At 70.6% G+C, this 23,991-nt stretch carries 22 protein-coding genes and 1 riboswitch; of the genes, 12 read left to right on the forward strand and 10 right to left on the reverse strand.

Going from position 1 to position 23,991, the window contains the following annotated elements; genetic code table 11:
• The first annotated feature begins 109 nt into the window (after positions 1–109).
• The 4 genes from ctaC to AW274_RS36835 all read left to right on the forward strand — a co-directional run bounded on the left by ctaC (position 110) and on the right by AW274_RS36835 (position 4,256).
• A complete protein-coding gene (gene ctaC / locus AW274_RS36820; RefSeq protein ID WP_231515278.1) occupies positions 110–877 on the forward strand; it encodes an aa3-type cytochrome oxidase subunit II in 768 nt (255 codons plus the stop codon).
• Positions 874–2,550 carry an aa3-type cytochrome oxidase subunit I gene (ctaD, locus tag AW274_RS36825; RefSeq protein WP_062443239.1) on the forward strand — a complete coding sequence of 559 codons (1,677 nt, stop codon included), beginning with the start codon at positions 874–876 and terminating at the stop codon, positions 2,548–2,550. The genes ctaC and ctaD overlap by 4 nt, the downstream gene beginning before the upstream one ends.
• Positions 2,547–2,942, forward strand: coding sequence for a cytochrome c oxidase subunit 4 (locus tag AW274_RS36830; protein ID WP_062443241.1), 396 nt, complete (start codon positions 2,547–2,549; stop codon positions 2,940–2,942). The genes ctaD and AW274_RS36830 overlap by 4 nt, the downstream gene beginning before the upstream one ends.
• A 249-nt stretch (positions 2,943–3,191) precedes the next feature.
• On the forward strand, positions 3,192–4,256 hold the full coding sequence (locus tag AW274_RS36835) for a L,D-transpeptidase (protein WP_232320670.1): 1,065 nt from the start codon (positions 3,192–3,194) through the stop codon (positions 4,254–4,256).
• On the opposite strand, the gene AW274_RS36840 is transcribed toward AW274_RS36835, so the two are convergent.
• Entirely contained in the window at positions 4,253–7,504 is a 3,252-nt protein-coding gene (locus AW274_RS36840; protein ID WP_062443247.1) for an ATP-binding protein, read from the reverse strand. The genes AW274_RS36835 and AW274_RS36840 overlap by 4 nt on opposite strands.
• Before the next feature lie 81 nt (positions 7,505–7,585).
• Between AW274_RS36840 and AW274_RS36845 the strand changes: the two genes are divergently transcribed.
• The gene (locus AW274_RS36845; RefSeq protein WP_062443249.1) at positions 7,586–8,839 is read left to right on the forward strand and encodes an FAD-binding oxidoreductase; all 1,254 of its coding nucleotides are present in this window, start codon (positions 7,586–7,588) and stop codon (positions 8,837–8,839) included.
• Positions 8,840–9,252: 413 nt separating this feature from the next.
• On the forward strand, positions 9,253–10,011 hold the full coding sequence (locus AW274_RS36850; RefSeq protein WP_062443251.1) for a phospholipase A2: 759 nt from the start codon (positions 9,253–9,255) through the stop codon (positions 10,009–10,011).
• A gap of 60 nt (positions 10,012–10,071) precedes the next feature.
• Here the strand turns inward: AW274_RS36850 and qcrB are convergent, their stop codons facing one another.
• The 4 genes from qcrB to ctaE are packed head-to-tail and all read right to left on the reverse strand — an operon-like array spanning position 10,072 to position 14,226.
• The gene (qcrB, locus tag AW274_RS36855) at positions 10,072–11,706 is read right to left on the reverse strand and encodes a cytochrome bc1 complex cytochrome b subunit (protein WP_062443255.1); all 1,635 of its coding nucleotides are present in this window, start codon (positions 11,704–11,706) and stop codon (positions 10,072–10,074) included.
• Positions 11,703–12,779 (reverse strand): cytochrome bc1 complex Rieske iron-sulfur subunit, encoded by a 1,077-nt coding sequence (gene qcrA / locus AW274_RS36860; RefSeq protein WP_062443258.1) that lies wholly within the window; start codon positions 12,777–12,779, stop codon positions 11,703–11,705. The genes qcrB and qcrA overlap by 4 nt, the downstream gene beginning before the upstream one ends.
• On the reverse strand, positions 12,776–13,588 hold the full coding sequence (gene qcrC / locus AW274_RS36865; RefSeq protein WP_157520927.1) for a cytochrome bc1 complex diheme cytochrome c subunit: 813 nt from the start codon (positions 13,586–13,588) through the stop codon (positions 12,776–12,778). Before qcrC ends, qcrA begins: the two co-directional genes overlap by 4 nt.
• A gap of 17 nt (positions 13,589–13,605) precedes the next feature.
• On the reverse strand, positions 13,606–14,226 hold the full coding sequence (gene ctaE / locus AW274_RS36870) for an aa3-type cytochrome oxidase subunit III (protein WP_083975448.1): 621 nt from the start codon (positions 14,224–14,226) through the stop codon (positions 13,606–13,608).
• Positions 14,227–14,352: 126 nt separating this feature from the next.
• On the opposite strand from ctaE, the gene AW274_RS36880 reads away from it, so the two are divergent.
• The 3 genes from AW274_RS36880 (at position 14,353) to AW274_RS36890 (ending at position 16,589) form a co-directional block, all read left to right on the forward strand.
• A complete protein-coding gene (locus AW274_RS36880) occupies positions 14,353–14,742 on the forward strand; it encodes a response regulator transcription factor (RefSeq protein WP_030450462.1) in 390 nt (129 codons plus the stop codon).
• A 24-nt stretch (positions 14,743–14,766) separates the two neighbouring features.
• The gene (trpD, locus tag AW274_RS36885) at positions 14,767–15,813 is read left to right on the forward strand and encodes an anthranilate phosphoribosyltransferase (RefSeq protein WP_062443268.1); all 1,047 of its coding nucleotides are present in this window, start codon (positions 14,767–14,769) and stop codon (positions 15,811–15,813) included.
• Between the two features lie 71 nt (positions 15,814–15,884).
• Complete coding sequence (locus tag AW274_RS36890; protein ID WP_062443271.1) at positions 15,885–16,589, forward strand: sensor histidine kinase; 705 nt, start codon at positions 15,885–15,887, stop codon at positions 16,587–16,589.
• Positions 16,590–16,653: 64 nt separating this feature from the next.
• Here AW274_RS36890 and AW274_RS36895 read toward each other — a convergent pair whose 3' ends face one another.
• Genes AW274_RS36895 through AW274_RS36915 form a run of 5 tightly spaced genes read right to left on the reverse strand, consistent with a single transcriptional unit; the run spans position 16,654 to position 20,304 of the window.
• Positions 16,654–17,400 (reverse strand): SDR family NAD(P)-dependent oxidoreductase, encoded by a 747-nt coding sequence (locus AW274_RS36895; protein WP_062443273.1) that lies wholly within the window; start codon positions 17,398–17,400, stop codon positions 16,654–16,656.
• Positions 17,401–17,440: 40 nt separating this feature from the next.
• Entirely contained in the window at positions 17,441–17,728 is a 288-nt protein-coding gene (locus AW274_RS36900; protein ID WP_030450459.1) for an Lrp/AsnC family transcriptional regulator, read from the reverse strand.
• A gap of 27 nt (positions 17,729–17,755) precedes the next feature.
• Entirely contained in the window at positions 17,756–19,486 is a 1,731-nt protein-coding gene (locus AW274_RS36905) for a DEDD exonuclease domain-containing protein (RefSeq protein WP_062443276.1), read from the reverse strand.
• A 19-nt stretch (positions 19,487–19,505) separates the two neighbouring features.
• The gene (locus tag AW274_RS36910; RefSeq protein WP_062443278.1) at positions 19,506–20,066 is read right to left on the reverse strand and encodes a GNAT family N-acetyltransferase; all 561 of its coding nucleotides are present in this window, start codon (positions 20,064–20,066) and stop codon (positions 19,506–19,508) included.
• A gap of 28 nt (positions 20,067–20,094) precedes the next feature.
• A complete protein-coding gene (locus AW274_RS36915) occupies positions 20,095–20,304 on the reverse strand; it encodes a hypothetical protein (RefSeq protein WP_157520928.1) in 210 nt (69 codons plus the stop codon).
• A 169-nt stretch (positions 20,305–20,473) separates the two neighbouring features.
• Here AW274_RS36915 and AW274_RS36920 point away from each other — a divergent pair, with 169 nt between their 5' ends.
• The 3 genes from AW274_RS36920 (at position 20,474) to AW274_RS36930 (ending at position 23,915) form a co-directional block, all read left to right on the forward strand.
• A complete protein-coding gene (locus tag AW274_RS36920; protein WP_062443284.1) occupies positions 20,474–21,790 on the forward strand; it encodes an NYN domain-containing protein in 1,317 nt (438 codons plus the stop codon).
• Between the two features lie 137 nt (positions 21,791–21,927).
• Positions 21,928–22,869 carry a C40 family peptidase gene (locus tag AW274_RS36925; protein WP_232320671.1) on the forward strand — a complete coding sequence of 314 codons (942 nt, stop codon included), beginning with the start codon at positions 21,928–21,930 and terminating at the stop codon, positions 22,867–22,869.
• 262 nt (positions 22,870–23,131) lie between these two features.
• Positions 23,132–23,293: riboswitch (cyclic di-AMP (ydaO/yuaA leader) on the forward strand.
• 121 nt (positions 23,294–23,414) lie between these two features.
• Positions 23,415–23,915, forward strand: coding sequence for a C40 family peptidase (locus AW274_RS36930; protein ID WP_062443287.1), 501 nt, complete (start codon positions 23,415–23,417; stop codon positions 23,913–23,915).
• Positions 23,916–23,991: the final 76 nt, after the last annotated feature.

The following is a 23,991-nucleotide window of genomic DNA, read 5'->3' on the forward strand; positions in this document are numbered from 1 at the left end:
CAGGGGTGTGCCCCATGGGCTTCAAGTGTGGGGTAGGCGATCCGTGAGTCCGACCCGCCGTACGACACGGCGATCGTTGGCCCGCCGCCGGCTGCCCAGTCTCGCCGGTGTGGCGGTTCTGGTCGCGTCCGCGTCGGCGTGTAGTTCCGAGGCAGCAGACCAGTGGTCCCGGCTGGCCCAGCCCGAGCCGCAGACGCGGCAGGGCAACCTGATGCTCGACCTGTGGCTGGGCTCGTGGGTGGCCGCCTTCGCGACGTTCGTCGTCGTCTTCGGCCTGATCGTGTGGTCGGTGCTGTTCCACCGCCGGCGGAAGAACTCCGACCAGCAGCTGCCGCCCCAGGTGCGGTACAACCTGCCGATCGAGATGCTCTACACGCTCGTTCCGCTGGTCATGGTGGCGGTCTTCTTCTACTTCACCGCGCGCGACGAGGCCGAGATCATCAAGGTCTCCGGCACCGCCCCGGTGAAGGTCAAGGTCGAGGGCTACCAGTGGAGCTGGCGCTTCACGACCGAGGCGCAGGGCAAGACGGCGACGGTGGCCGGCGTCCCGGTCGACCTGTCGAAGCAGAGCACGACCAACCCGCAGGGCCCGCAGCTGGTGCTGCCGGTCGGCACCAAGGTCGAGTTCGCCCTCGAGTCGCCCGACGTCATCCACTCGTTCTGGGTGCCGGCGTTCCTCTTCAAGCAGGACGTGATCCCGGGCGTGCACAACAAGTTCGAGCTCGACACCCTCGACAAGACCGGGGTGTTCTTCGGACGGTGCGCCGAGCTGTGCGGCGTCGACCACAGCAAGATGTTGTTCTCGGTCAAGCTGGTCCCGCAGGCGGAGTTCGACCAGTACATGACCACCCAGTCCGCCGCGGGAGGCGCACAGTGACCGCGCACAGCGAGACCGGGGCGATCCCGCCGCGGCCGCCTTACCGCAAGGGTTCCGTCGTCGTGAAGTGGCTCACGACGACCGACCACAAGATCATCGGTCATCTCTACCTGATGACCTCGTTCGTGTTCTTCCTCATCGGCGGCGTCATGGCCCTGGTCATGCGCGCCGAGCTGGCCCAGCCGGGCATGCAGGTGGTCTCGAACGAGCAGTTCAACCAGCTGTTCACCATGCACGGCACGATCATGCTGCTGATGTTCGCGACCCCGCTGTTCGCGGGCTTCGCCAACGAGCTGATGCCGCTCCAGATCGGCGCCCCCGACGTGGCGTTCCCGCGTCTGAACATGGTCAGCTACTGGCTCTACCTGTTCGGCAGCATCATCGCCGTCGGCGGCTTCTTCACCCCGGGCGGCGCGGCCGCCTTCGGCTGGACCGCCTACGCGCCGCTGTCGAACGCGGTCACCTCGCCGGGCATCGGCGGCGACCTGTGGATCATGGGTCTGGCCCTGTCGGGCCTGGGCACGATCCTCGGCGCGGTCAACTTCATCACCACGATCATCTGCATGCGCGCGCCCGGCATGACGATGTTCCGCATGCCGATCTTCACCTGGAACATCCTGCTCACCAGCATCCTGGTGCTGCTGGCCTTCCCGGTGCTGGCGGCGGCGCTGCTGGTGCTGGAGGCCGACCGGAAGCTCGGCGCCCACGTCTTCGACGCCGCCAACGGCGGCGCGATGTTGTGGCAGCACCTCTTCTGGTTCTTCGGCCATCCCGAGGTCTACATCATCGCCCTGCCGTTCTTCGGCATCATCACCGAGGTCCTGCCGGTCTTCAGCCGCAAGCCGATCTTCGGCTACATCGGCCTGGTCGGCGCGACCATCGCCATCGCCGGCCTGTCGGTGACGGTGTGGGCGCACCACATGTTCGTCACCGGACAGGTGCTGCTGCCGTTCTTCAGCTTCATGACGTTCCTCATCGCGGTGCCGACCGGGGTGAAGTTCTTCAACTGGATCGGCACGATGTGGCGAGGGCATCTCAGTTTCGAGACGCCGATGCTCTTCGCGGTGGGCTTCCTGGTCACCTTCCTCTTCGGTGGCCTGACCGGCGTCATCCTGGCCTCGCCGCCGCTCGACTTCTCGATCTCCGACTCCTACTTCGTGGTGGCCCACTTCCACTACGTGGTGTTCGGCACGGTCGTGTTCGCGATGTTCTCCGGCTTCTACTTCTGGTGGCCGAAGTTCACCGGGAAGATGCTGAACGACAAGATCGGCAAGGTCCACTTCTGGACCCTGTTCTTCGGCTTCCACCTGACGTTCCTGGTGCAGCACTGGCTGGGCGTCATCGGCTTCCCGCGCCGCTACGCCGACTATGCGGCGGTCGACGGCTTCACCGACCTGAACATGATCAGCTCGGTCGGCGCCTTCCTGCTCGGCGCGTCCACCCTGCCGTTCCTCTGGAACGTCTGGACGACCTGGCGCAACGCGCCCAAGGTCACGGTCGACGACCCGTGGGGCTACGCCGGTTCGCTCGAGTGGGCGACCTCCTGCCCGCCGCCGCGGCACAACTTCCACCGGCTGCCCCGCATCCGGTCGGAGCGCCCGGCGTTCGACCTCAAGTACCCGCACATCACGCCTGGTCAGGCCCAGCCGGAGATCCAGGAGGTCAAGTCGTGAAGGTCCAGGGATGGATGTTCATCCTCACCGGCGCGTTCTTCGCCGCCGCCGACATCGTCTACTGGTTCTGGTCCAAGGAGGTGACCGGCACCACCGCGATGGCGATCTCGGTGGGCCTCGCCTTCATGATCGGCTACTACCTGCTGTTCACGGCCCGTCGCATCGGTGACCAGCCGGAGGACGACAAGGAGGCCGAGATCAGTGACGGCGCGGGTGAGCTGGGCTTCTTCAGCCCCCACTCGTGGTGGCCGCTGTTCGTGTGCCTGTCGGCCGCGCTGACGTTCTTCGGCTTCGTCATCGGCTGGTGGCTCTTCATGATCGGCGTCTTCGCGGTGATCATGAGCACGATCGGCTTCGTCTTCCAGTACTACCGCGGGCACTTCTCGCACTAGTTCCCGCAGCTTGGTCCCGGTTCGCCTTTGGCGGGCCGGGACTTTTTCTTTGCCTTCGAAAGGAGTGTCGTGCGACCGAACTCTCCGTAATCGGGTAATAACTCAGAGATAGTGATCAAGGTGACCCGGGGGGAGATCCGCGTGCGAAGTCGTGGTGCGGGGGCGTTGGCCCTACTGATGGTGACCGGTTGTGCCACTACCGCCACAGCAGGGGAGGACACGACCCAGCGTAAGGCGGCCGAATCGGTCATGATCTTTCCGTCCAACGGGGCCGCGAACCTGCCGCCGGAGCTCCCCATCAAGATCTACGCGGCCGGCGCCCCGCTGGGCTCGGTCGCCGTCACCGCCGAGGGCGGCAAACCGGTCGAGGGGGTCTTCAGCGCCGACCGCACGATGTGGCGCAGCGTGCGGCCGATGATGCCGGGCACCCACTACACGGTCGCGGCGACCGCCGGGTCGGCCCGGGGGAGCAGTTCGTTCTCCACGCTCAAGGCCGCCAAGACGTTCGAGATCGACACGCTGCTGCCGAACAAGGACTACACCGGCCTGACGGTCGGCGTCGGCATGCCGATCATGATCAGCTTCAACACGGCGGTGAAGGACCGGGTGTCGATCGAGCGCAACCTGCTCGTGCAGGCGTCCAAGCCGGTCGAGGGCGCCTGGCACTGGTTCGACGACAAGACGATCGCCTACCGGCCCAAGAAGTTCTGGCCGCCCCGGACCAAGGTCCGGGTCACCGCCCGCATGGCCGGCGTCCGGGGCGACAACGGCCTCTACGGCGGCAAGGACGTCGTGCGCGACTTCACCATCGGCCGCTCCCAGATCACCAAGGGAGACATCAGCAAGCACACGATGGACGTGATCCGCGACGGCAAGGTCATCCGGACCATCCCGTTCAGCGCCGGCAAGGGCGGCGTGTGGAAGTACCACACCACCAGCGGCATCCACCTGGCCATGTCGCGCGAGGACGTCACCGTCATGACCTCGCCCGACGCGGGCCCCGGCCAGGCGGGCTACTACCAGCAGACCGTCTACGACACCGTCCGCATCTCCAACAGCGGCGAGTACGTCCACGGCGCGCCCTGGTCGGTCGGCTCGCAGGGCAACTCCAACGTCAGCCACGGCTGCGTGAACATCAGCCCGTCGAACGCCCAGTGGTACAAGGACGAGACCCTGATCGGCGACCCGATCATCCTCACCGGCTCGCCGCGCCAGCTCGAGACCACCAACGGCTGGGGCCACTGGCAGCCGAAGTGGAAGGACTGGCTCAAGTGGAGCCGCCTGCGCGACGCCACGACCGACCCGATGGCCTAACCGAGCCGCTCCAGGAGCGCCGCGCTGCGGCGCTCCAGATGGGGCACGGCCAGCCTGCGGTGGACCCGGGCCGCCTGCCGCGCGTGCTCGCGGGCGCGGTCCCGGTCGCCGACGGCTTCGTACAACTCCGAGACGGCCTCGTGGATGGAGCCCCACGAGACGCAGCCGGTGCCCAGGGTGGCGATCTGGTCGGCGACCGGCAGCAGGGCCGCCAGCATCTCCTCCGGGGCCGGACGGCCCAGCCGGGCCGCGACCAGCGCCCACTGCCAGGCGGAGAACTGCCAGGCCCAGTTGCGTTCGAGGCTGACGCCCCAGCGGTCGAGCAGCTCCTTGGCCCCCGTCTGGTCGCCCGACTCCCACACGGCCAGGATCGCCGTGGGGCGCAGCAGCCGGTCTGACGGGTCGTCGGCGCGTTCGACCAGGGTGGCGACCAGCGAGGCCGGCACCGCGTTCCGCGCCCAGCCGATGTAGAACTCGCTCTGCAGGTCGACGAAGTCGGGCCCCCACAGGCTGGTGCGGCGGTACCACTCCCCGGCCAGCGCGCTGTAGCGCCGGGCCTCGGCCCAGTCGCCGTGCAGGATCGCCCGGCCCGAGGCGGCGTAGTTGACCTGGGCGGTGATCTCGGGGATGCGCAGTTCCCCGGTCAGCCGCAGGCAGCGGGCCAGCTCGGCGTCGTACTCGGCGATCAGGCCGTCCTGCATGAGGCCCTGCATGCGGTGCAGGCGGGAGATGACCTCGGTGAGCTTCGGCAGGCCCGGGAGGGTGAGGATCTCGGCCGCGGCGGTGAAGCGCTCGGTGTCGTGCTCGGGCGACCAGGCGGCGATGACGTAGTTGTTCAGGGTCCGGGCCAGCAGTTGCGGGTCGCCGGTCCGCCGGGCCAGGGCGACGGCCTCGGCGGCGCACTCCAGGGCCTCCTCGCGCGGGCCGTAGTAGAGCTCCACGGCGAGGGTGCCGAGCAGGGCGGCGCGGCGGGCCAGGTCGCCTTCGGGCAGCCGGGCCAGTTGGTCGCGCAGCACGTTCACCATGCGCGGGTTGACGACGCCGTAGGACCACCAGTTCCACAAGGTGACGCCGCCGAAGACGCTGGTGGCCTCGATCGCCATGTCGTGCTCGCCCAGGCGGGTGGCTAGGTCGACCGCCTCGTCGAGGGGCGCGCGGGCGCCCAGCACGTCGCCCGTGACACGTCTGGCCCGGCCGAGCTCGATCAGCAGGCGGCAGCGGCGGGAGGTGCCCGCCGGGCCGTGGGAGGCCAGCGCCAGCTCCCAGTAGCGCACCGCCTCGTCGTAGGCGAGGCTCGCGGCGGCCTGCTCGGCGGCCCGCACGGCGTAGCTCACGGCCTTCTCGGCGTGGCCGACGCGGGCGGCCTGGGCGAAGTGGTGGGCCAGCACCGGGACGCGGTCGAGGTCGCCGCCGCCGAACGACTCGGCCGCCTCGCCGATCCTCCCGTGCAGCTGGGCGCGCTGGAGGCGGGTGAGTTCGCCGTACAGGGACTCCTGGACCAGGGCGTGGGAGAACCGGTAGTCCCAGCCGCCGTCGAGCTCGACGAGCAGGCCGGTCGCGACGGCCGGTTCGAGCAGCTGGAGCAGCCGGGCCGGGTCGATGCCGGCGGCCCCGGCGAGCACGTCGGAGTCGACGTCCCGGCCGGCCACCGACGCGGTGCGCAGCAGGGCCTGGGTCTCCTCGGGCAGGCGGGAGACGCGCTGGGCGATGACGTCGCGCACCCCGTCGGGCACCGGTAGGGCCGCGATGTCGGCCGACCGGGTCGAGGCCGCCAGGCGGAGCAGTTCGCCCAGGTAGAAGGGGTTGCCGCCGGTCCGGTCGTGCAGCACGGCCACGTGCTCGCGCAGGCCGGGGTCGCGGCCGTCGAGGTAGTCGGCGACGTCGGCGGTGGTGAGCGGGCCGACCGTGAGGCGTTCGGTGCCGCGCTGGCGGGCGAGTTCGGCGAACACGTCGACCGGCTGGGGGGCGTCGTGGTGGCGTACCGTCACGACCACCAGGAGCGGGACCCGGTGCAGGTCGGCGCCGAGGAAGGTGAGGAGCTTCAGGGTGGCCGCGTCGGCCCAGTGGGCGTCCTCCAGCACGATCATGAGCGGGCCCTGGGCGGCGCGCCGTTCGAGGGCCCGGGCGACCGCGTCGTGCAGCAGGAACCGGGCGGCGTCGGGGTCGGCGGCCTCGCCGGGGGCGGCCAGGCGTTCGGCGGTGGGCGGGTCGAGCAGCCGCAGGGCCTGGATCCACGGCCAGAAGGCGGGGGCGTCCTCGGCACAGCGGCTCCACGTGACGGTGAAGCCCTGCCGGGACGCCAGCTCGGCGGCGGCCTCGGCCAGGGTGGTCTTCCCGATGCCCGCCTCGCCGCCGATCAGCAGCACCCCGCCCGAGCCCTTCGCGGCGTCGGCGACCCGGTCCTGCACCCGCCGCCGCTGAGCCGCCCGGCCGACGAACCGGGGCAGCTCGACCTGCGCGGGCGCGGGCGCGGCGACCACCGCGACCCGGGAGGGCGGCAGCTCCTCCTGCCGCAGCACCGCCTGCTCCAGCGTCCGCAGCTCCGGGCCCGGCAGCAGCCCGAGCTCCTCGTCGAGCAGCGTCCGGCACCGCTGGTAGGCGCCCAGCGCGTCGGCCTGCCGACGATCGGTGTAGAGCGCCCGGATGAGCAGCGACCAGAGCCCTTCCCGGTACGGCGCCGCCTCCAGCAGCCGCTCGACCTCCAGCGCCACCTCGGCGGCGCGACCCAGGGCCAGCCGCGCCTCGGCTCGGGTGGTCAGCGCCGTCAGCCGGGCCTCGGTGAGATGGGCGATGGTCGGCCGCAGGTACTCCTCGTCCTGCAGCCCCGTGTACGGCTCCCCGCGCCACGACGCCAGCGCCGGGGTGAGGATCTTCTCGACCTGGTCGGGCGGCGCGGCCTCGGCCTGCTCCATGGCCCGCAGGAACCGGTGGGAGTCGATCTGATCGGGGTCGATGTCGAGGAGGTAGCCGGGTTCGCGGGTGCGCAGGACCCGCGCCGGGGTGCGCGGGCTGCGCTCGGGCTCCAGGGCCTTGCGGAGCTGGAAGATATACGCCTGGAGCGTTCCGGTCGCGCTGGAGGGCGGCTCGTCCTGCCAGAGGGCGTCGATGATCTGGTCGAGCGCCACGACCCTCGGGGCGTGCGTCAGCAGCAGCGCCATGACCGCCCGCTGCTTGCGCGGCCCGAGGTCGACGGCCCGCCCCTCGCTGAGGACCTCCACGGGCCCGAGGACCCGGAAGTCGTGCCGCATCGCCGTTCCTCCCCCTTGACTAGGACCACACTAGGATGCCGCCTCAGCCGCATACGAGGACATCATGGGACAACCTCTCCCATGAACGAAATCACCGGATTCAACCTCGCGGTCCGCCACCACCCCGCCCTCGTCGCCGAGGTCGAGACCCCCTCCGACGTCGCCGAAGCCCTCGCCCACGCCGCCGCCCACGGCCTGCCGGCGGCCGTCCAGGCGACCGGCCACGGGGCCGTCCAGGCCGCCGACGGCGCGGTCCTGATCCTCACCTCCCGGATGCGCTCCCTGTCGGTCGACCCCGAGGCGCGCACCGCGACCATCGGCGCCGGCTGCACGTGGGCCGAGGTCGTGCGGGCGGCGGCCCCCTTCGGGCTCGCGCCCCTGTCCGGCTCGGCCTCCGGGGTCGGCGCGGTCGGCTTCACCCTCGGCGGCGGCATCGGCCCGCTGGCCCGCACCTACGGGTTCGCGGCCGACCACGTCCGGTCGCTGACCGTCGTGACCCCCGACGGCGCGGTCAGGGTCGCCGACCCCGGCAGCGAGCCCGACCTGTTCTGGGCGCTGCGCGGCGGCAAGAGCGGCTTCGGCGTGGTGACCTCGCTGACCGTCGACCTGTTCCCGCTGGCCACCGTGTGGGGCGGCGGCCTCTACTTCGCCGCCGCCGACGCCCCCGCCGTGCTGCGCGCCTACCAGCGGTGGGCGCCCGGCCTGCCCGAGACGCTGACCACCTCGCTCGCCTTCCTCCGCCTGCCGCCGCTCCCGCAGCTGCCGCCGCCGCTGCGCGGGCAGTTCGTCGCCCACCTGCGGGTGGCCTCCGCGACGCCCCAGGAGGCCCTCCTGGCGCCGATGCTCGGGGTGGCCGAGCCGGTGCTCGGCGGGGTGGGGGAGCTGCCGTACACGCAGCTCGACCGCGTCCACGACGACCCGGCCGACCCGATGCCGGCGGTCGAGCGCAGCACCCTGCTGCGCGCGCTGACCCCCGAGGCGGTGGAGACGCTGCTCACGGTCGCCGGGCCCTCGGTCGAGCTGCCGATCCCCGTGGTGGAGATCCGGCACCTGGGCGGCGCGCTGGCCCGCGAGCCGAAGGAGCCCAACGCCGTCGGCGGGCGCGAGGCGGCCTTCAACGTGCTGGCGATCGGGCTGCCCGGCAGCGACCCGGGCGCGGTCGTGAGGGCGCTGGCGCCGTGGTCGACCGGCGGGTCCCTGATCAACATGCACGGCTCCGACCTGACGACGGCGGACCGGGCCTGGCCGGAGGCGACCCGGCGGCGGCTGGCCGAGATCAGGAACCGGGTGGACCCGGGGAACCTGTTCCGCATCGGGCACGTCGCGCCCCGGTAATGCGGAGTGCCAACTACAGATTTGTGGACGAAATCATGGAATAGCAATTCATGGCTGGATTGTCACCTCAATTGACGTGAATTCCGGCGTAGACTCCGGGCCATGTCAAGGGGGGTGGCGACGGCCGTCTGGAGCTCCCGGGCCGTCTGGCGGCGAGTGATCGCCACATTTCGAAAACGGCGTATTTCCACTGTATTGCGAAAGTCGATCCGATTTCGGTCGGCGAAAACGCCAAGGGGCGCTGCGGGCCGACTCCTCACGAGCCGGCCGTGAGCGCCCTTTCGCGCAGGCTTCGAACGCCTCGGCGGGGTGGGTGGCAGGTCAGGTGCGAGGTGCCGTCGGCTGGGACGGATGTGGAACGGTCCCGGAATCCGGTCGCACCGGGTGCCCCGTCCGTCCATCGGAGGAGAGACATGACCCGTTCGACCCGGGGTCTGCTGCGCGCGGCCGCCATGACGATCACGGCCGCGCTGTTCCTCGTGGGCGGGCCTGGGACCGCCCTCGCAGGGGCCGACGACGAGCCCGACGATCCGCTGGAGAAGACCGACTGGCTGTTGTTCGAGATCCCCCTCGCCGACTTCGTGGAGCGGGCCGAGGACGAGGACCAGGAGCTCGTCTGGAGCGCCGGCGACTGCTCCTTCGCCGGGGGCGACGGCGGGTTCGGCTTCGCCGACGCCTGCCGGCGGCACGACTTCGGCTACCGGAACTACCGGGAGCAGGGCCGGCTCACCCCCGAAGGGCGCGCCAAGATCGACGACCAGCTGCTGGCCGACGTGACGGCCCTCTGCGCGCGCTACCGGGGCTGGGAGGCCTTCCGGGGCGTGGGCTGCCGGGGGGAGGGGCGCGTGCTGCACGGGCTGGTGCGCGGGGTCGGGCGGGTCCACCCGGCCGCCTCCGCGGTCGGGCCGGCGGGCAGGGTCGTGCGGCTCTACGTCGGGGCCGACGAGCCGTTCGCCGTGGGGCGGCTCAGCGGCGCGGCCCCCGGCGACACGGTCTGGGTGGACCGTTCCTGGAACACCGGCGTCACCTGGATCCAGCTCGGGCCGACCCGGGTCCAGCCCTTCGTGACGGGCGCGGTCACGCCGCCGATGTGGGACCGCTACCAGAGCCTGCGGGCCTGCGGCCAGGCCCGTGGCGGGGCCGTCGCCTGCACGCGGTGGGTCACCGTGTGATCGTCCAGGAAGACGAAAAGACCCGGAGCGCGGGCTCCGGGTCTCTTCAGTGAGAGCGTGTCAGTGCAGTTCGCGGGGCTTGTCGCCCGCGCCCACCGCGGCGTGCTCGTCGGCGTGGCCGTCATGATGGCCGTCGCCGTCGAGCGGGACGTGGTCGGTGCCGTAGAACTTGCTGGCCTTCGCCCGCAGCTTGCCGATCGGACCGCGCACGCCCTTCGGCGGGATGCCGTCCTTGTCGTCGTCGCCCGGGACGATCTGGATCTGCTTCTTGCCGCGCATGTGCTCGGCGATGTCCTCCGCCGGGGGCGTGTGGACCTCGATGTACTCACCGTGCGGCAGCCGCTTGATCACGCCCGACTCCACGCCGTGGGACAGGATGTCCTGGTCACGACGCTGGAGGCCGATGCAGATCCGGTAGGTGATCCAGTAGGCGATCGCCGGGCCGAGGAAGATGGCGAACCGGCCGATGATCGTCGTCTCGTAGAGACCGATGTGGAAGTGGGTCGAGATCTCGTCGTTGGCGCCCAGCAGCCACAGGATGCCGTAGAACGTCACCGCCGCCATGCCGATCGAGGTGCGGACCGGGGCGTTGCGGGGACGGTCGGCCAGGTGGTGCTCACGACGGTCGCCGGTGATCCACTGTTCGGCGAACGGGTAGAGCGCCAGGCCCGTCATGATGATGCCCATCGGGACCAGCGCCGGGATCAGCACGCTGAGAGGCAGCGTGTGACCCAGGAAGTTGATCTCCCAGGCGGGCATCAGACGCAGCGCGCCCTCCAGGAAGCCCATGTAGAAGTCGGGCTGTGAACCTGCCGAGATGTCGGCCGGTGTGTACGGTCCGAACAACCAGATCGGGTTGATCTGGGCGAACGTGCCGAGACCGGCGATGCACGCGAACGTGAACAGGAAGTAGGCGCCCGCCTTGGCCATGAAGGCCGGGTAGAACGGCGCGCCCACCACGTTGTGCTCGGTGCGGCCCGGGCCGGGCATCTGGGTGTGCTTCTGCACCCACATCAGCACCATGTGGGCCGAGATGAGCGCCAGCAGGATGCCCGGGATCAGCAGGATGTGCAGGGTGTAGAAGCGCGAGATGACGTCGACACCCGGATATTCCCCGCCGAACAGGAAGAACGTGATGTACGTGCCCACGATCGGCAGCGAGATCGCCACGCCCTCGGTGATCCGCAGACCGGCGCCGGAGAGCAGGTCGTCGGGGAGGGAGTAGCCGGTGAGGCCCTCGGCCAGCGCCAGCGTCAGCAGCAGCACGCCGATGAGCCAGTTGAGCTCACGCGGCTTGCGGTAGGCGCCGGTGAAGAACACCCGCAGCGCGTGGACCATCATGCCGGCCACGAACAGCAGGGCCGCCCAGTGGTGCATCTGCCGGATCAGCAGACCGCCCCGGACCTCGAAGCTGATGTGGAGCGTCGAGGCGTAGGCCTCCGACATCATGACGCCCTTGAGGGGCTCGTACACGCCCTGGTATTCGACGTGACCCATGCTCGGCTTGAACCAGAACGTCAGGAACGTGCCGGTCAGCAGCAGGATGATGAAGGAGTAGAGGGCGATCTCGCCCAGCAGGAACGACCAGTGGTCGGGGAAGACCTTGCGCAGGTTGCGCTTCAGGAAGCTGCCCGCGCCGAGCCGGTCGTCGAGGTAGGACGCGGTGCCCGCGATGGGCTTCGGAGTCTCGTTCACGACTGGTTCCCCCTGGCTTCCCGGGCCTCGGCCTCGGCGTCGCCGCGCTCCCAGAAGCTGGGACCGACGGGGACGTCGAAGTCGGCCTGGGCGATGAGGTAGCCCTGGCCGTCGACGCCGATCGGCAGCTGCGGCAGCGGCCGCGCGGCCGGCCCGAAGATGACCTTCGCGCCGTCGGTCGCGTCGAACGTCGACTGGTGGCAGGGGCACAGGATGTGGTGGGTCGTCTGCTCGTAGAGCGCCGCGGGACAACCCACGTGGGTGCAGATCTTCGAGTAGGCGACGATGCCGTCGTAGGTCCAGTTCTTGATCGTGCCCGACTTGAGGTCTTCAGGACGGAACTTGATCAGGATCAGGGTGGCCTTGGCGAGGGCGTTGAGGTCGTGCTCGTAACCTTCGGGCACGACCGACAGGATGCCGCCCGGCGAGTCGAAGTCGGCCGCCAGGATCGGCTGACCGGTGCCTTCGACCACCAGCTTCATGCCCTTCTTCCACACCGTATGGCGCAGCGAGGTGCCGGGCAACGGGCCCAGGTCCTTCAGCAGCACGAGCGGGGCCAGGCCGAGCGGCGCCGCCGCCAGCAGCAGCGTGCGGCGCATCATCTTGTGCTTGACGAAGCCGCTCTCGCTGGCGCCCGCGCGGAACGTCTCGTCGACGTAGCCGCGGGTGTCGTCGTCGGAGCGCATGTCGTGGCGCTCCTGGACCAGGTTGTACTTCGGCATGATCCGCCGGACCCAGACGACGACGCCCGCGGCCAGCGCCAGCAGCGCCACCGTGAGGGTGCCGCCGAGCGCCGCGTTCGACACGGCCGTCTTGTCGAGGCTGCCGACCTGGAAGACGACGTACGAGGCGATGAAGGCGATGCCGGCCAGGAAGGCGACGAAGAACAGCAGGGTGACCGTGCGCTCGGCCTTGCGGGCGTCGGCGGGGTCGGGGAGCGTCACGCCGGGCGTCTCCACCTCGGTCTCGACCGGGCGGGTGCCGAGTACGGCGGTTCCCTGAGCCGGGGTGCCGATGACGCGACGCGGCACGCGCGCCTCGTCATCGGGGCCGGGAAGCTCGTTATCTGTCATTTTGATGTTCTCTTACGCTTCTTGGCGGTGATCCAAATGGCGGCGAGGGACATGAAGCTGATGCCGGCGACCCACACGACGAGACCTTCGGTGACCGGGCCGATGCGGCCGAGCCCGAAACCGCCCGGGTCGACCTGGCCGCGCACCTGGGTGATGTAGGCGATGATGTCGGCCTTGTTCTCCGGCTTGACGACGGAGTCGTTGAAGACCGGCATCGCCTGCGGACCCGTGGCCATCGCCTCGTAGATCTGCTCGGGCGTCGACTCGTTGAGGTCGGGGGCGTACTTGCCGTAGGTGAGCGCGCCACCGGCGCCGACGAAGTTGTGGCACTGGATGCAGTTGGCGCGGAACAGCTCACCACCCTTGGCCGCGTCGCCTCCGGAGACCATCTCCTTGGTGGGGATCGTGGGACCGCCACCGAGGGTCTGCACGTAGGCGGCGAGCTGCCGGACCGCTTCGGGAGTGACCCACTCGCCGAGCGGCTTGCGCGGAGCCTGCGCGCTCGGGTCGGCGGCGGGCATGCGGCCCGAGCTGACCTGGAAGTCGACCGCGGCGGCGCCCACGCCCACAAGGGTGGGGCCCATGGAGGTGCCCTCGGCGCTGAGTCCGTGGCAGCTGGCGCAGTGAGCCACGAACAAGCTCCTGCCCTCGGCCACGTCGTCGGCCTTGCCCGACGCGACCGCCGCGTCGGCGGTGCTGTCACTGGGCGCCGCGGCGGCGTATCCGCCGCCCAGCAGGCCCAGCGCGAGCGCCACGACCGCGAGGCGCGCGAGGGGATGCCGCCGCCGTCGCGCGGTGATGGAGTTCACCGAAATCCCCGTTCCGATCATTTGATGATGTAGATGGTCGCGAAAAGGCCGATCCAGACGACGTCGACGAAGTGCCAGTAGTAGGACACGACGATCGCGCTGGTGGCCTGCTCATGCGTGAAGCGCTTCGCGGCGTACGTGCGTCCCAGGAGGAACAGGAACGCGATCAGACCACCCGTCACGTGCAGACCGTGGAAGCCCGTGGTCAGGTAGAACACCGAGCCGTAGGCGTCGGAGGAGAGGGTCGTGCCCTCGTGCACCAGCTCGTTGTACTCGATCAGCTGCCCGGCGACGAAGACCGCGCCCATGAGGAAGCTGACGAAATACCAGAACCGGAGCTTCTTGACCTGGCCCTTTTCCGCGGCCCACACGCCGAACTGGCATGTCACCGAGGACAGCACCAGGATGATCGTGTTGACCGTCGCGAACGGGACGTTCAGGTGGGCGCCGGGCCAGCTTGCTGGGTCCTGGCCGACGCTCACCGAGCGGATGGTGAAGTACATCGCGAACAGCGCCGCGAAGAACATGAGCTCAGAGGACAGCCAGATGATCGTCCCTACGCTGACCAGGTTGGGCCGGCGCGACGAGTGGGCTGTCGTCGTCGTAGTAATTGCGGATGCTGTCGCCACGCCCGTCATTATTGCGGCTCGCAGGGCCGGGTCGCCGCACGGCCCCCCGATAGGGGGTGCGAGCCGGGATGTCGACGGCCGCTCCGGGCCGATAGCATCCCTGGTGGACCCTACCCGGTGACTGGAGTAAGCGACATGAAGGTTCTCGTCTACAGCGACGACGCGGCCACCCGCGAGAAGGTGCGGCTGGCCCTGGGCCGCCGTCCCGCGGCCGACCTGCCGCTGGTGGAGATCGTCGAGTGCGCGACCCAGGCCGCCGTGGTCCGCAAGCTCGACTCGGGGGAGATCGACATCGCGATCCTCGACTCCGAGGCCGCGCCGGCCGGGGGCATGGGCATCGCCAAGCAGGCCAAGGACGAGGTGCACGACTGCCCGCCCATCTGCCTGATCATCGCCCGTCGTGACGACCGCTGGCTGGCCAACTGGTCGCGCGCCGACGCCGTGATCTCCCAGCCGCTCGACCCGATGGTCGTCGCCGAGACGATCGCCGGGCTGATGCGCGGGCGGCTGCCCGCCGTCTCCTGACATCCACGATCCCGAAGGACCGCCATGGACGCCCGTACCACCTGGCCCTCGCTGCTCAACGCGCTGCTCGCGGGTGAGCACCTGACCGCCGACGAGACCTCGTGGGCGATGGGCGAGATCATGTCGGGCGCGGCCACCCCGTCGCAGATCGCGGCGTTCGTCGTCGCGCTGCGCGCCAAGGGGGAGACCGTCGCCGAGGTGTCCGGCCTGGCCGGGCACATGTTGTCGATCGCCACCCCGCTCGCGATCGACGGCCCGGCGGTCGACGTCGTCGGCACCGGCGGCGACCGGGCCCACACGGTGAACGTCTCGACGATGGCCGCCATCGTGGTGGCCGCGGCGGGCGCCCGGGTCGTCAAGCACGGCAACCGGGCCGCCTCCTCCAAGTGCGGCGCCGCCGACGTGCTCGAACACCTCGGCGTCGTGATCGACCTGTCGCCCGCGGCGACCGCCCGGGTGGCCGAGGAGGCCGGCATCGCGTTCTGCTTCGCGCCGGTCTACCACCCGTCGATGCGCTTCGCGGGCCCGACCCGCAAGGAGATCGGCGTCCCGACGGTCTTCAACTTCCTCGGCCCGCTGACCAACCCGGCCCGCCCGTCGGCGCAGGCCATCGGCGTGTTCGACGAGCGCATGCTGCCGGTCGTGGCGGGCGTCTTCGCCGAGCGCGGGGTCTCGGCCCTGGTCTTCCGCGGCGACGACGGCCTCGACGAACTGTCCACCGCGGCCCCTTCGGTCGTGTACGTCGTCCGTGACGGCCGCGCCGTCAAGACCGCCTTCGACCCGGCCGACATCGGCATCGCCCGCTCCCAGCCCGGCGACCTGAAGGGCGGCGACGTGGTCTTCAACGCGGGCGCGGTCCACGACCTGGTCCGCGGCAAGACCGGCCCGATCCGCGACGCGGTCCTGCTCAACGCCGCCGCCGCGCTGGTCGCCCACGAGGGCCCCACCAGCGACGACCTGGCCGAGCGTGTCGCCGCCGCCTACGTCACGGTCGGCCAGGTGGTCGACTCCGGGGCCGCCGCGACCCTGCTCGACCGCTGGATCGAGGTCTCCCAGAGCCTGCGCGGGTAACCCTCTGGGCTGATCCGCGTTCACCTCCTGGGAGGACGCCCACGGGCCGGGCGGCGGCCTATCGTGCCCGCATGACGCGCCTCATCGCCCGCCTGGCCCAAGTGACGGCCCGAGTGACGGCCCGCGTGACCCGCCGCCGGTCACCGGACCCGGCGGACGCCGTGACCAGGGAACGCCTCAGGATCGCCGAGGAGCTCCACGACGTCGTGGCCCACGACCTAAGCGTGCTCACCCTGGGCGTGGGCGCGGGCCGGGTCATCATGGACCGCGACCCCGAACGCGCCCGCCAGACGCTGCGCGACGCCGAGGAGGCCGGCCGCCAGGCCCTGACCGACCTGCAACGCGTGGCGGGCCTGCTCCGGTCGGGCAGCGCCACGACCACCGGCCCCCAGCCGACCCTGGCCGCCCTGCCCGCCCTGTTCGACCGGTTCCGGTCGGCGGGCCTGGCGGTCGGCTTCGCGGAGGAGGGCCGCCGGCGTCCCGGCCCGGTGCTGGAGCTGTCGGCCTACCGCATCGTCGAGGAGGCGCTGGTCAACGCCCTAGAGCACGGCTCGGCGCGGAAGGCCCAGGTGACCCTGCGCTGGCAGAGCGGCCTGATCGAGGTGGCGGTCCGCGACGACGGCGGTCCCAGGGAACGCCTGCTGGGCATCTGGGAACGCGCGGCGTTGTTCGGCGGCTCGGTGACGGCGGGCCCGGTGGGCGGCGGCTTCGAGGTCCGCGCCCGCCTGCTGACGGGCGGCCGGACGCGGGCTCTGAGCGGAGAACGCACGGCCTGACGCCCGATGGCCGCCGGGCTTCGCGAGGGCCTTGACCTGCGTCTGGCTTCTGCGAGCCGGGGTGTCAGATGAGTTCCAGGCCGCCGTCCACCGTGAGGATCTGGCCGGTCAGCCAGGTCGCCGCCGGGTCGGCGAGTCTCAGGATCCACGTCGCGACCTCGTCCGGGTCACCCCGGCGGCCCAGTGGGATGCGGTCGGTTTCGTCGGACTTGATCTGTTCGACGGTCGCGGCGGGCAGGCCGGCGGCGGTGAGCGCCTCGCTCTCCGTGGGGCCGGGGGCGACGGCGTTCACCCGGACCCCCTCGGCGGCCAGTTCCAGGGCCCAGCTGCGGGTCAGGTGCTCCACGGCCGCCTTGGACGCGGCGTAGTGGGCTCCTCCGGGCAGGGGGCGGTGGCCGTAGGTGCTGGAGACGTTCACGATGCAGCCCGTCGAGGTCCGCAGGTGCGGCAGGGCGTGGCGGGCGAGCAGGCTCGGGGCGGTGACGTTGAGGGCGAACAGGTCGGCGACGGCGTCGGCGGTCGTCTCGGCCAGCGGCATGATCCTGGTGGCCCCGGCGTTGTTCACCAGCACGTCGAGACGGCCCCAGCGGGCCACGGCCGCCGCGACGGCCTCCTCGGGGGCTCCGGGTTCGCGCAGGTCGGCGACGTGGACGCTGATCGCCTCGTCGCGGCCCGCCGTCTCGGCGAGGGCCTCCCTGCGGCGGCCGACGCCCAATACGAGCGCGCCCGCCCCGGCGAACAACCGCGCGGCGGCGCGGCCGATGCCCGAGCCCGCGCCGGTGACGATGACGGTCCGGCCGGTGAAGTCCATGGTCCCTCCGAGGTTCGGCGTCGGGGGGACGGTCAGGAATCTAGTCGGCGTCGGGCAGGCCGATGGAGAAGGCCGCCTCCAGGTCGTGGCGGCTGTAGGTGCGGAAGGCGATGTGGGTGTCGGTCGCCAGCACGCCCTCGATCTTGTTGAGCCGCCCCGGCACGACCTCGGCGATCTCCTCGTAGCGCGCGACCCGGACCATGGCCATCAGGTCGAACTCGCCGGTGATCGAGTAGACCTCGCTGACGCCGGCCAGCCCGGCGATCGCCTGGGCGACCTCGGGGATCCGGCTGACGTCGGCCTTGATGTGCACGATCGCGGTGACCAAAACGTGCTCCTTTCCGAGGGCCCCAACCTATCGCAGCGGTCTGCCCTCCCTCACTGAGCGGGAACCCCCTTGGTCGTACGCCCGGTCGATGCGCTGCTTGAGCCGGGCGGCCCCCTGGGCGGGCAGGCTCCAGCCGCCCTCGACCCGCACCAGCCGCACCCCCGGCGACTCGAGCCAGCGCAGGATCGTCTCGGTCTCCTCGGCGCTGGCGGCCGGGATCGGGCCGGGGCCGGGCTGCACGGTCTCGGCGGTCGCGACCAGGGCCTCGACGTAGGGGACGGGGTGGGCGCCGCGCGGCATCACCCCGGCGGCGGTCAGCCGGCCGTGGCGGATGACGTGGATGTCCCAGGCGCCGTCTTTGCCGGGGCTGGCGGCGACCATCTGGGTGAGGGAGGTCAGGGCGGTGAGCCGCTGCATGCGGGCGGCGGCGCGGACGTAGGCGGCCAGCCGGTCGCGGTCGACGGCGGCCTCCTCGTAGCGCTGCTCGGCCGACAGGCGGTCCATGCGGGCCTCGACGGCGGAGAAGACCGAGCTGCCGTCGAGCAGCATGGCGTGGCGGGCCGCCGCGACGTGGCGGGCGTATTCGTCGAGGCTCTCGCGGCCTTCGCAGGGGGCGCCGCACCTGCCGATCTCGGCCAGCGCGCAGGCGCTGCGCCGGACCGTGAGCGACAGGCGTTCGGTGCACTGGCGCAGCGGGAGGGCCTCGTGGATGGCGGTGCGGGCGTCGTCGGCGGTGCGGCTGCTGCCGAACGGGCCGAGGTAGGTGGCGCCGTCGTCTTTCAGGTCGCGCACGATGCTCAGGCGGGGGAACGGCTCGTCGGTCAGCTTCAGCCAGACCACCCGCTCGGGGAACCGGGAGCGCCGGTTGTAGCGGGGCTTGGTCTCGCCGATCATGCGTAACTCGCGGATCTCGGCCTCCAGCGGGGTCGCGCACACGATGTGGCGCACCCGCTCGGCGATGCCGATCATCTCGCGCACCCTCGGCCGGGTCTCGCTGGCGGTGAAGTAGCTGCGGACACGCGTGCGCAGGCTGGAGCTCTTGCCGACGTAGAGCGCCTCGCCGCGGGCGTCTTCGAAGACGTACACCCCCGGCTTGTCGGGCACGCCGTCGGCCAGGTGGCGCTTGCTCCGCTGTTCGGGGGTGGGCATGCGGACGAAGCCGCGGAGCTCCTCCAGCGAGTGGACGCCCAGGTTGCCGACCCGGCCGATCAGGCCGTGGAGCACGTCGACCGTGGCGCGGGCGTCGGCCAGGGCCCGGTGGCAGGGCTCGGTGGGGCTGCGGAAGAACCGGGCCAGGGTGCCCAGCTTGCAGTTGGGGGTCTCGTCGCGGGTGAGCACCCGGCGGGCCAGGTCGGCGGTGTCGACGACCGCGTTGACCGGCGGCGGGTAGCCCTGGCGGGCGCACTCGGCCTTGATGAAGCCCATGTCGAAGGGGGCGTTGTGGGCCACCAGGGCGGCGCCCTTGACGAACTCGAGGAAGCTCGGCAGCACCTCGGTCATCTTGGGGGCCGCCACCACCATGGCGTCGGTGATGCCGGTCAGGACGGAGACGAACGGGGGGATCGGGCCGCCCGGGTCGACGAGCGTGGCGAACTCGCCGAGCACCTCGCCGCCGCGCACCTTGACCGCGCCGATCTCGGTGATGGCGCACTCGGCGGGGGAGGTGCCGGTCGTCTCCAGGTCGAACACCACGAACGTGACGTCGACGAGGGGCGTTCCCAGATCGTCCAGCGTGCCCTGTTCCACGCAGACGACCATAGAGACCCCGACCGACAGTTCAGCGGGCCGGCGGCCATTCCCGCCGCAGCACGGCGTAGACGATCTCGTCGGTCCACTCGCCCTTGACCATCTCGTTCTCCACCAGGTGGGCCTCCTTGCGCATGCCGAGCCGCTCCATCACCTTGGTCGAGGCGGTGTTGCGGCCGTCGCAGCGGGCCACGATCCGGTGCAGGTCGAGACCCTCGAAGCCCAGGCGGAGCACCTCGGCGGTCGCCTCGGTGGCGTAGCCCTTCCCGTGGTGGCCGGGGTGGAAGACGTACCCGATCTCGCCCTGGCGGTGTTCGCGGCTGCGCCAGAACAGCAGGACCTCGCCGATCAGGGCGCCGGTCTCGCGGAGGGTGACCGCCAGGCACAGCACCTGCCCCTCGTCGGTGAGCTCGGCGGTGGCCGCCTTGTCGGTCAGGACGGTGCGCACCTGTACGAGATCGCGCGGCTCCCAGTAGAGGAAGCGGGCGACCTCGGGCAGCGAGTAGAAGGAGTGGAGCTCGGTCAGGTCGTCGGGGGTGAAGAGCCGCAGGACCAGGCGGGAGGTCTCGATCGGGAGGTCGGGTCGGAGCATCCGCGCAGACTAAAGCGGGACAAACAACTCACGCGAGTTCTTTTTCCCGGTGTGCGGCGAGCAGGGCGGCCTCGGCGGTCAGGGCGGCCAGCAGGGCGCGGTGGCGGAGCAGCTCGGCGTCGAAGCGCCGGGCCGCCGGGCCGGTCCACTTGGGGAAGGTCCGCAGCGCCCACACGGGGTCGAGCACCTCTTCCATCTCGGCCGCGAGCCGGCGCAGATGGTCACTCGCTATGGTCACGTGCGTCATTGTGACATCACGTGAGGAGATCTTGACGTAACGTGAGCGATTTATGAGACAAGTGGTTCGTGTCCTACTTGCTCCCCGTTCACGTCGCTGAACGTGATGTAGTGGACTCGCAGAGCCGTACCCTTGAATGAACGACCAGGACAGGAAGAGAGCAGCAGGGATGAGTTCAGCCGGAGAGGGCCTGTCTCGTCCCCTGCCCGAGCAGGTGCGAACACACGTCGTCGAACTGGCGGCGCAGGTGCTCGGGACCATGCCCGCCGCGGGCGTGCCCGCGCCGCTGCGCGCCGTGGCGAAGTTCGAGCCGCGCAAGCGGGCCCGGCTGGGGTCGGCCCCGATAGCGGCCCAGCTCGAGAACGACAAGAAGTTCCGGGAACTGGTCGCAGAAGCGCTCACCCAGGCGTGGCCCGAGCTGGTCGCCTCGCTCGCGGAAGAGACGATTCCGCCCGCCGCCGAGCCCGTGCTGGTCGCGGCGGCAGCCTATCTGACCCGGCCGCCCGGCTGGGCCGGGATGGTCGAACTGGCGCGCGAAGACCTCGACCAGGCCGCCGCCCTCGACACCCAGCGCGAGCAGGCCGAGGGGCGGCTCAAGGAGCAGCTCGCCCAGCAGCGCACCGCCGCCAAGGAAGAGGTCGACCGGGTCCGCGACCAGCTCAAGGCGGCCCGCGCCGAGAACACCGACCTGCGCCGCAAGCTCCACGACGCCCGCGAGCGGGCCAAGGCCGCCGAGCAGCGGGCCGGCGAGCTCGAGGCGGCCACCGCCGACGCCCGCGCCCGGGTCGCCGGGGCCGGAGCCGCCGCCGAGACCGAGGTGCGCCGCCTCAAGGAGCGCCTGGCCGAGGCAGAGCGGCACCTGGAGGCCAGCCGCCGGGCCGCCCGCGAGGGCCGCTCGGTCGAGGACGCCCGCATCCGGGTGCTCATGGACGCCCTTGAGGACGCCGCCAAGGGTCTGCGCAAGGAACTGGCGCTGCCGACCACCATCAGCAGGCCGGCCGACTACGTGACCGCCGTCAGCGGCACCGCGCCGTCGGTCCGCGACGTGCCGGCCCGCGCGCTGGCCGACGACGACCCGCAGCTGCTCGACCAGCTCCTCGCGATACCCAACCTCCACCTGATCATCGACGGCTACAACGTGACCAAGTCGGGTTACGGCACCCTCACCCTCGCCGACCAGCGGCAGCGCCTGCTGACCGGGCTCGGCGGGCTGGCCGTCCAGGTGCGGGTGGAGATCACCTGCGTGTTCGACGGGGCCGAGCTCGACGGGCCGGTCCAGGTGTCGGCTCCCCGGGGGGTGCGGGTGGCGTTCAGCGCGCCCGGTCAGATAGCCGACGACCTCATCCGGCAGATGGTCCAGATCGAGCCGCCGGGCCGCGCCATCGCGGTGGTGTCGTCCGATCGGGAGGTCGCGGTGTCTGTCCGAAAGATGGGCGCGCGTCCGGTTCCTTCCATATTGCTCCTCCGCCGTCTTGGCCGTGCGTGATCACGTCGTCGCCAGACGTGATGACCTGCGCGAATACCGGCGAATCGGTTGAGGGTACATGATCGGCTGAGTAAAGTCCCGACCCAGGTCTGTCCGGTATGGAGGGGGTTTCGGACGTGCGTGGGCGGGTACCGGCCGTGGCTGGTTTTGCGGCGTTCGTTCTGCTTCTTCCGATCGCGGGGGCGGCGGCCGATCCGAAGCCGACCATCCCCCAGGCGAAGGCCAAGCTGGCGAAGCTGAACAAGCAGGCCGACCAGCTGGTCGAGGACTACAACCAGGCCAACGAGAAGTACAAGAGGTCGAAGAAGCAGTACGACCTGGTCAACGCCAGCTTCAAGAAGCAGAACGTGAAGGTCGAGACCCTCCGGGCCGATGTGGTGGGCCTGGCGGTCTCCAGCTACCAGACGGGCGACATCCGCAGCCTCTCGGGCATGTTCGGCACCGCGGCCCCCCAGAACGCCCTCAGCGGCATGGCGGTCATCAACCAGCTGGCCACCAGCCGCCAGCTCCGGCTGACCGAGTTCGAGGACGCCATCGCGGGCCTGAAGCAGCAGCGCGACAAGCGCAAGACCGCCTTCGAGGAGGCCACCGAGGTCCGCACCGACCTGGCGGCCAAGAAGAAGAAGACCGACAAGATGGTCGACGAGCAGATGAAGCTGCTCCGCGAGCTGGGCGCCTTCAACCCGGGCAATCCCGAGAGCACCGGCCAGGTCTACTCCGGCCCCGCCTCCGGCAACGCCCGCGCCGCCCTCGACTTCGCCTTCGCCCAGATCGGCAAGCCCTACCAGTACGGCGGCACCGGCCCCGGCGCCTGGGACTGCTCCGGGCTGGTCCAGGCCTCCTGGCGGGCCGGCGGGGTGAGCCTGCCGCGCACCAGCTACGAGCAGTGGGCGTGGGGCAAGAACCGGCAGGTGCCGATCAGCGACCTGCAAGCCGGGGATCTGGTCTGGCACAGCGGTTTCGGACACGTCGGCCTCTACACCGGGCAGGGCTCGGTGGTGCACGCGCCGCAGACCGGCGACGTGGTGAAGATCACCCCGCTGGCGCAGTACAACCCCGACAAGGCCGTGCGTCCCTGAGCGACGCAAAGTGTCGTCTGGGGCTTTTTTCGGGTTCTGTGCCAAGGGGTGTGACCAGTGTCACATCACCCTCCGAAATCCCGTGATATGCAGGCGTTTTCGAATAGCGCCGGAGTTTATCTGATCTTTATCTTTCGCCAAAACTTTGCCGACTTATGGCGGAGTCGGTAACTTCTGGCTTCGCGACGAGCAAGCCATGCCGTCCGCGGACACTCCGGTGCGTAGGCGCCGATGTCTTAATAAAGATCCATGTGTCGCACGTCACGCGACACAGCCGAATCCATGCAGCCAGGAGGCATGGAACCGGGGACCCAAAAGGTTCCCCCGCGGAGCCAGGGGTGAATCGGTGAGAATTTCCGCGCCGTAGGGCTACTTCCCTGCCCGAATCCGTCAGCTAACCCGGTAGGCATCAGAGGAAGACCCAAGGAGCAATCCTGTCCACCACCCCCGCATGCCTGTCCCGCATCGCCCGCCTCTCCCTTGGCGGCGTCACGCTCACGGCCTCGGTCGGAGCGGTCGCGGCGCCTCCCGCGCGGGCCGATGAGGTGACGGTCACCGTCACGAACAGCACGGCGAGTGCGGTTACGGGAGAGGCGGCGCCCGCCGCTCCCTCGGCCGCGAAGACCCAGACCAAGAGCAGGTCCGCCAAGCGCGTCAAGAAGCTCAGCAAGGCCCAGCGTCAGCGGGTCCTGGCGAGCAAGGCGGTCGCCATCGCGAAGAAGCAGATCGGCGACCCCTACCGGTGGGGTGCCACCGGTCCCGGCGCGTTCGACTGCTCCGGCCTGGTTCAGTTCGCCTGGCGCAAGGCGGGCGTCAAACTGCCCCGTACCACCTGGTCCCAGAAGAGCTCGGTGAAGAAGAAGATCAGCTGGACGGCGATGAAGCCGGGCGATCTCGTGTTCACCAGCGGCGGCGGCCATGTGGGCATCTACGTCGGCCACGGCAAGATGGTCCACTCCCCGAACTCCGGTTCGCGGGTGCGGATCGACAAGCTGGACACCTACCGCAAGCGCACCTTCGTGGGCGCGGTCCGGCCCGGGATGTAGCCGTCCCGGCGAAGTACCGATCGGCCCCGTCCGCCTCCTTCCCGGCGGGCGGGGCCGCGGTGTTTGTACCATCCGT

It is taken from the genome of Herbidospora daliensis (assembly GCF_001570585.1).
GTDB classification, from domain to species: domain Bacteria; phylum Actinomycetota; class Actinomycetes; order Streptosporangiales; family Streptosporangiaceae; genus Herbidospora; species Herbidospora daliensis.

Bases quoted from the DNA above. Each gene is read 5' to 3' on its own strand.
- AW274_RS36890 (WP_062443271.1), top strand. From the start codon at position 15,885: ATGACGCGCCTCATCGCCCGCCTGGCCCAAGTGACGGCCCGAGTGACG.
- AW274_RS36880 (WP_030450462.1), top strand. From the start codon at position 14,353: ATGAAGGTTCTCGTCTACAGCGACGACGCGGCCACCCGCGAGAAGGTG.
- AW274_RS36845 (WP_062443249.1), top strand. From the start codon at position 7,586: ATGAACGAAATCACCGGATTCAACCTCGCGGTCCGCCACCACCCCGCC.
- trpD (WP_062443268.1), top strand. From the start codon at position 14,767: ATGGACGCCCGTACCACCTGGCCCTCGCTGCTCAACGCGCTGCTCGCG.
- ctaE (WP_083975448.1), bottom strand. From the start codon at position 14,226: ATGACGGGCGTGGCGACAGCATCCGCAATTACTACGACGACGACAGCC.
- AW274_RS36895 (WP_062443273.1), bottom strand. From the start codon at position 17,400: ATGGACTTCACCGGCCGGACCGTCATCGTCACCGGCGCGGGCTCGGGC.
- AW274_RS36910 (WP_062443278.1), bottom strand. From the start codon at position 20,066: ATGCTCCGACCCGACCTCCCGATCGAGACCTCCCGCCTGGTCCTGCGG.
- AW274_RS36905 (WP_062443276.1), bottom strand. From the start codon at position 19,486: ATGGTCGTCTGCGTGGAACAGGGCACGCTGGACGATCTGGGAACGCCC.
- AW274_RS36840 (WP_062443247.1), bottom strand. From the start codon at position 7,504: ATGCGGCACGACTTCCGGGTCCTCGGGCCCGTGGAGGTCCTCAGCGAG.
- qcrA (WP_062443258.1), bottom strand. From the start codon at position 12,779: ATGACAGATAACGAGCTTCCCGGCCCCGATGACGAGGCGCGCGTGCCG.
- AW274_RS36920 (WP_062443284.1), top strand. From the start codon at position 20,474: ATGAGTTCAGCCGGAGAGGGCCTGTCTCGTCCCCTGCCCGAGCAGGTG.
- AW274_RS36850 (WP_062443251.1), top strand. From the start codon at position 9,253: ATGACCCGTTCGACCCGGGGTCTGCTGCGCGCGGCCGCCATGACGATC.
- AW274_RS36835 (WP_232320670.1), top strand. From the start codon at position 3,192: ATGATCTTTCCGTCCAACGGGGCCGCGAACCTGCCGCCGGAGCTCCCC.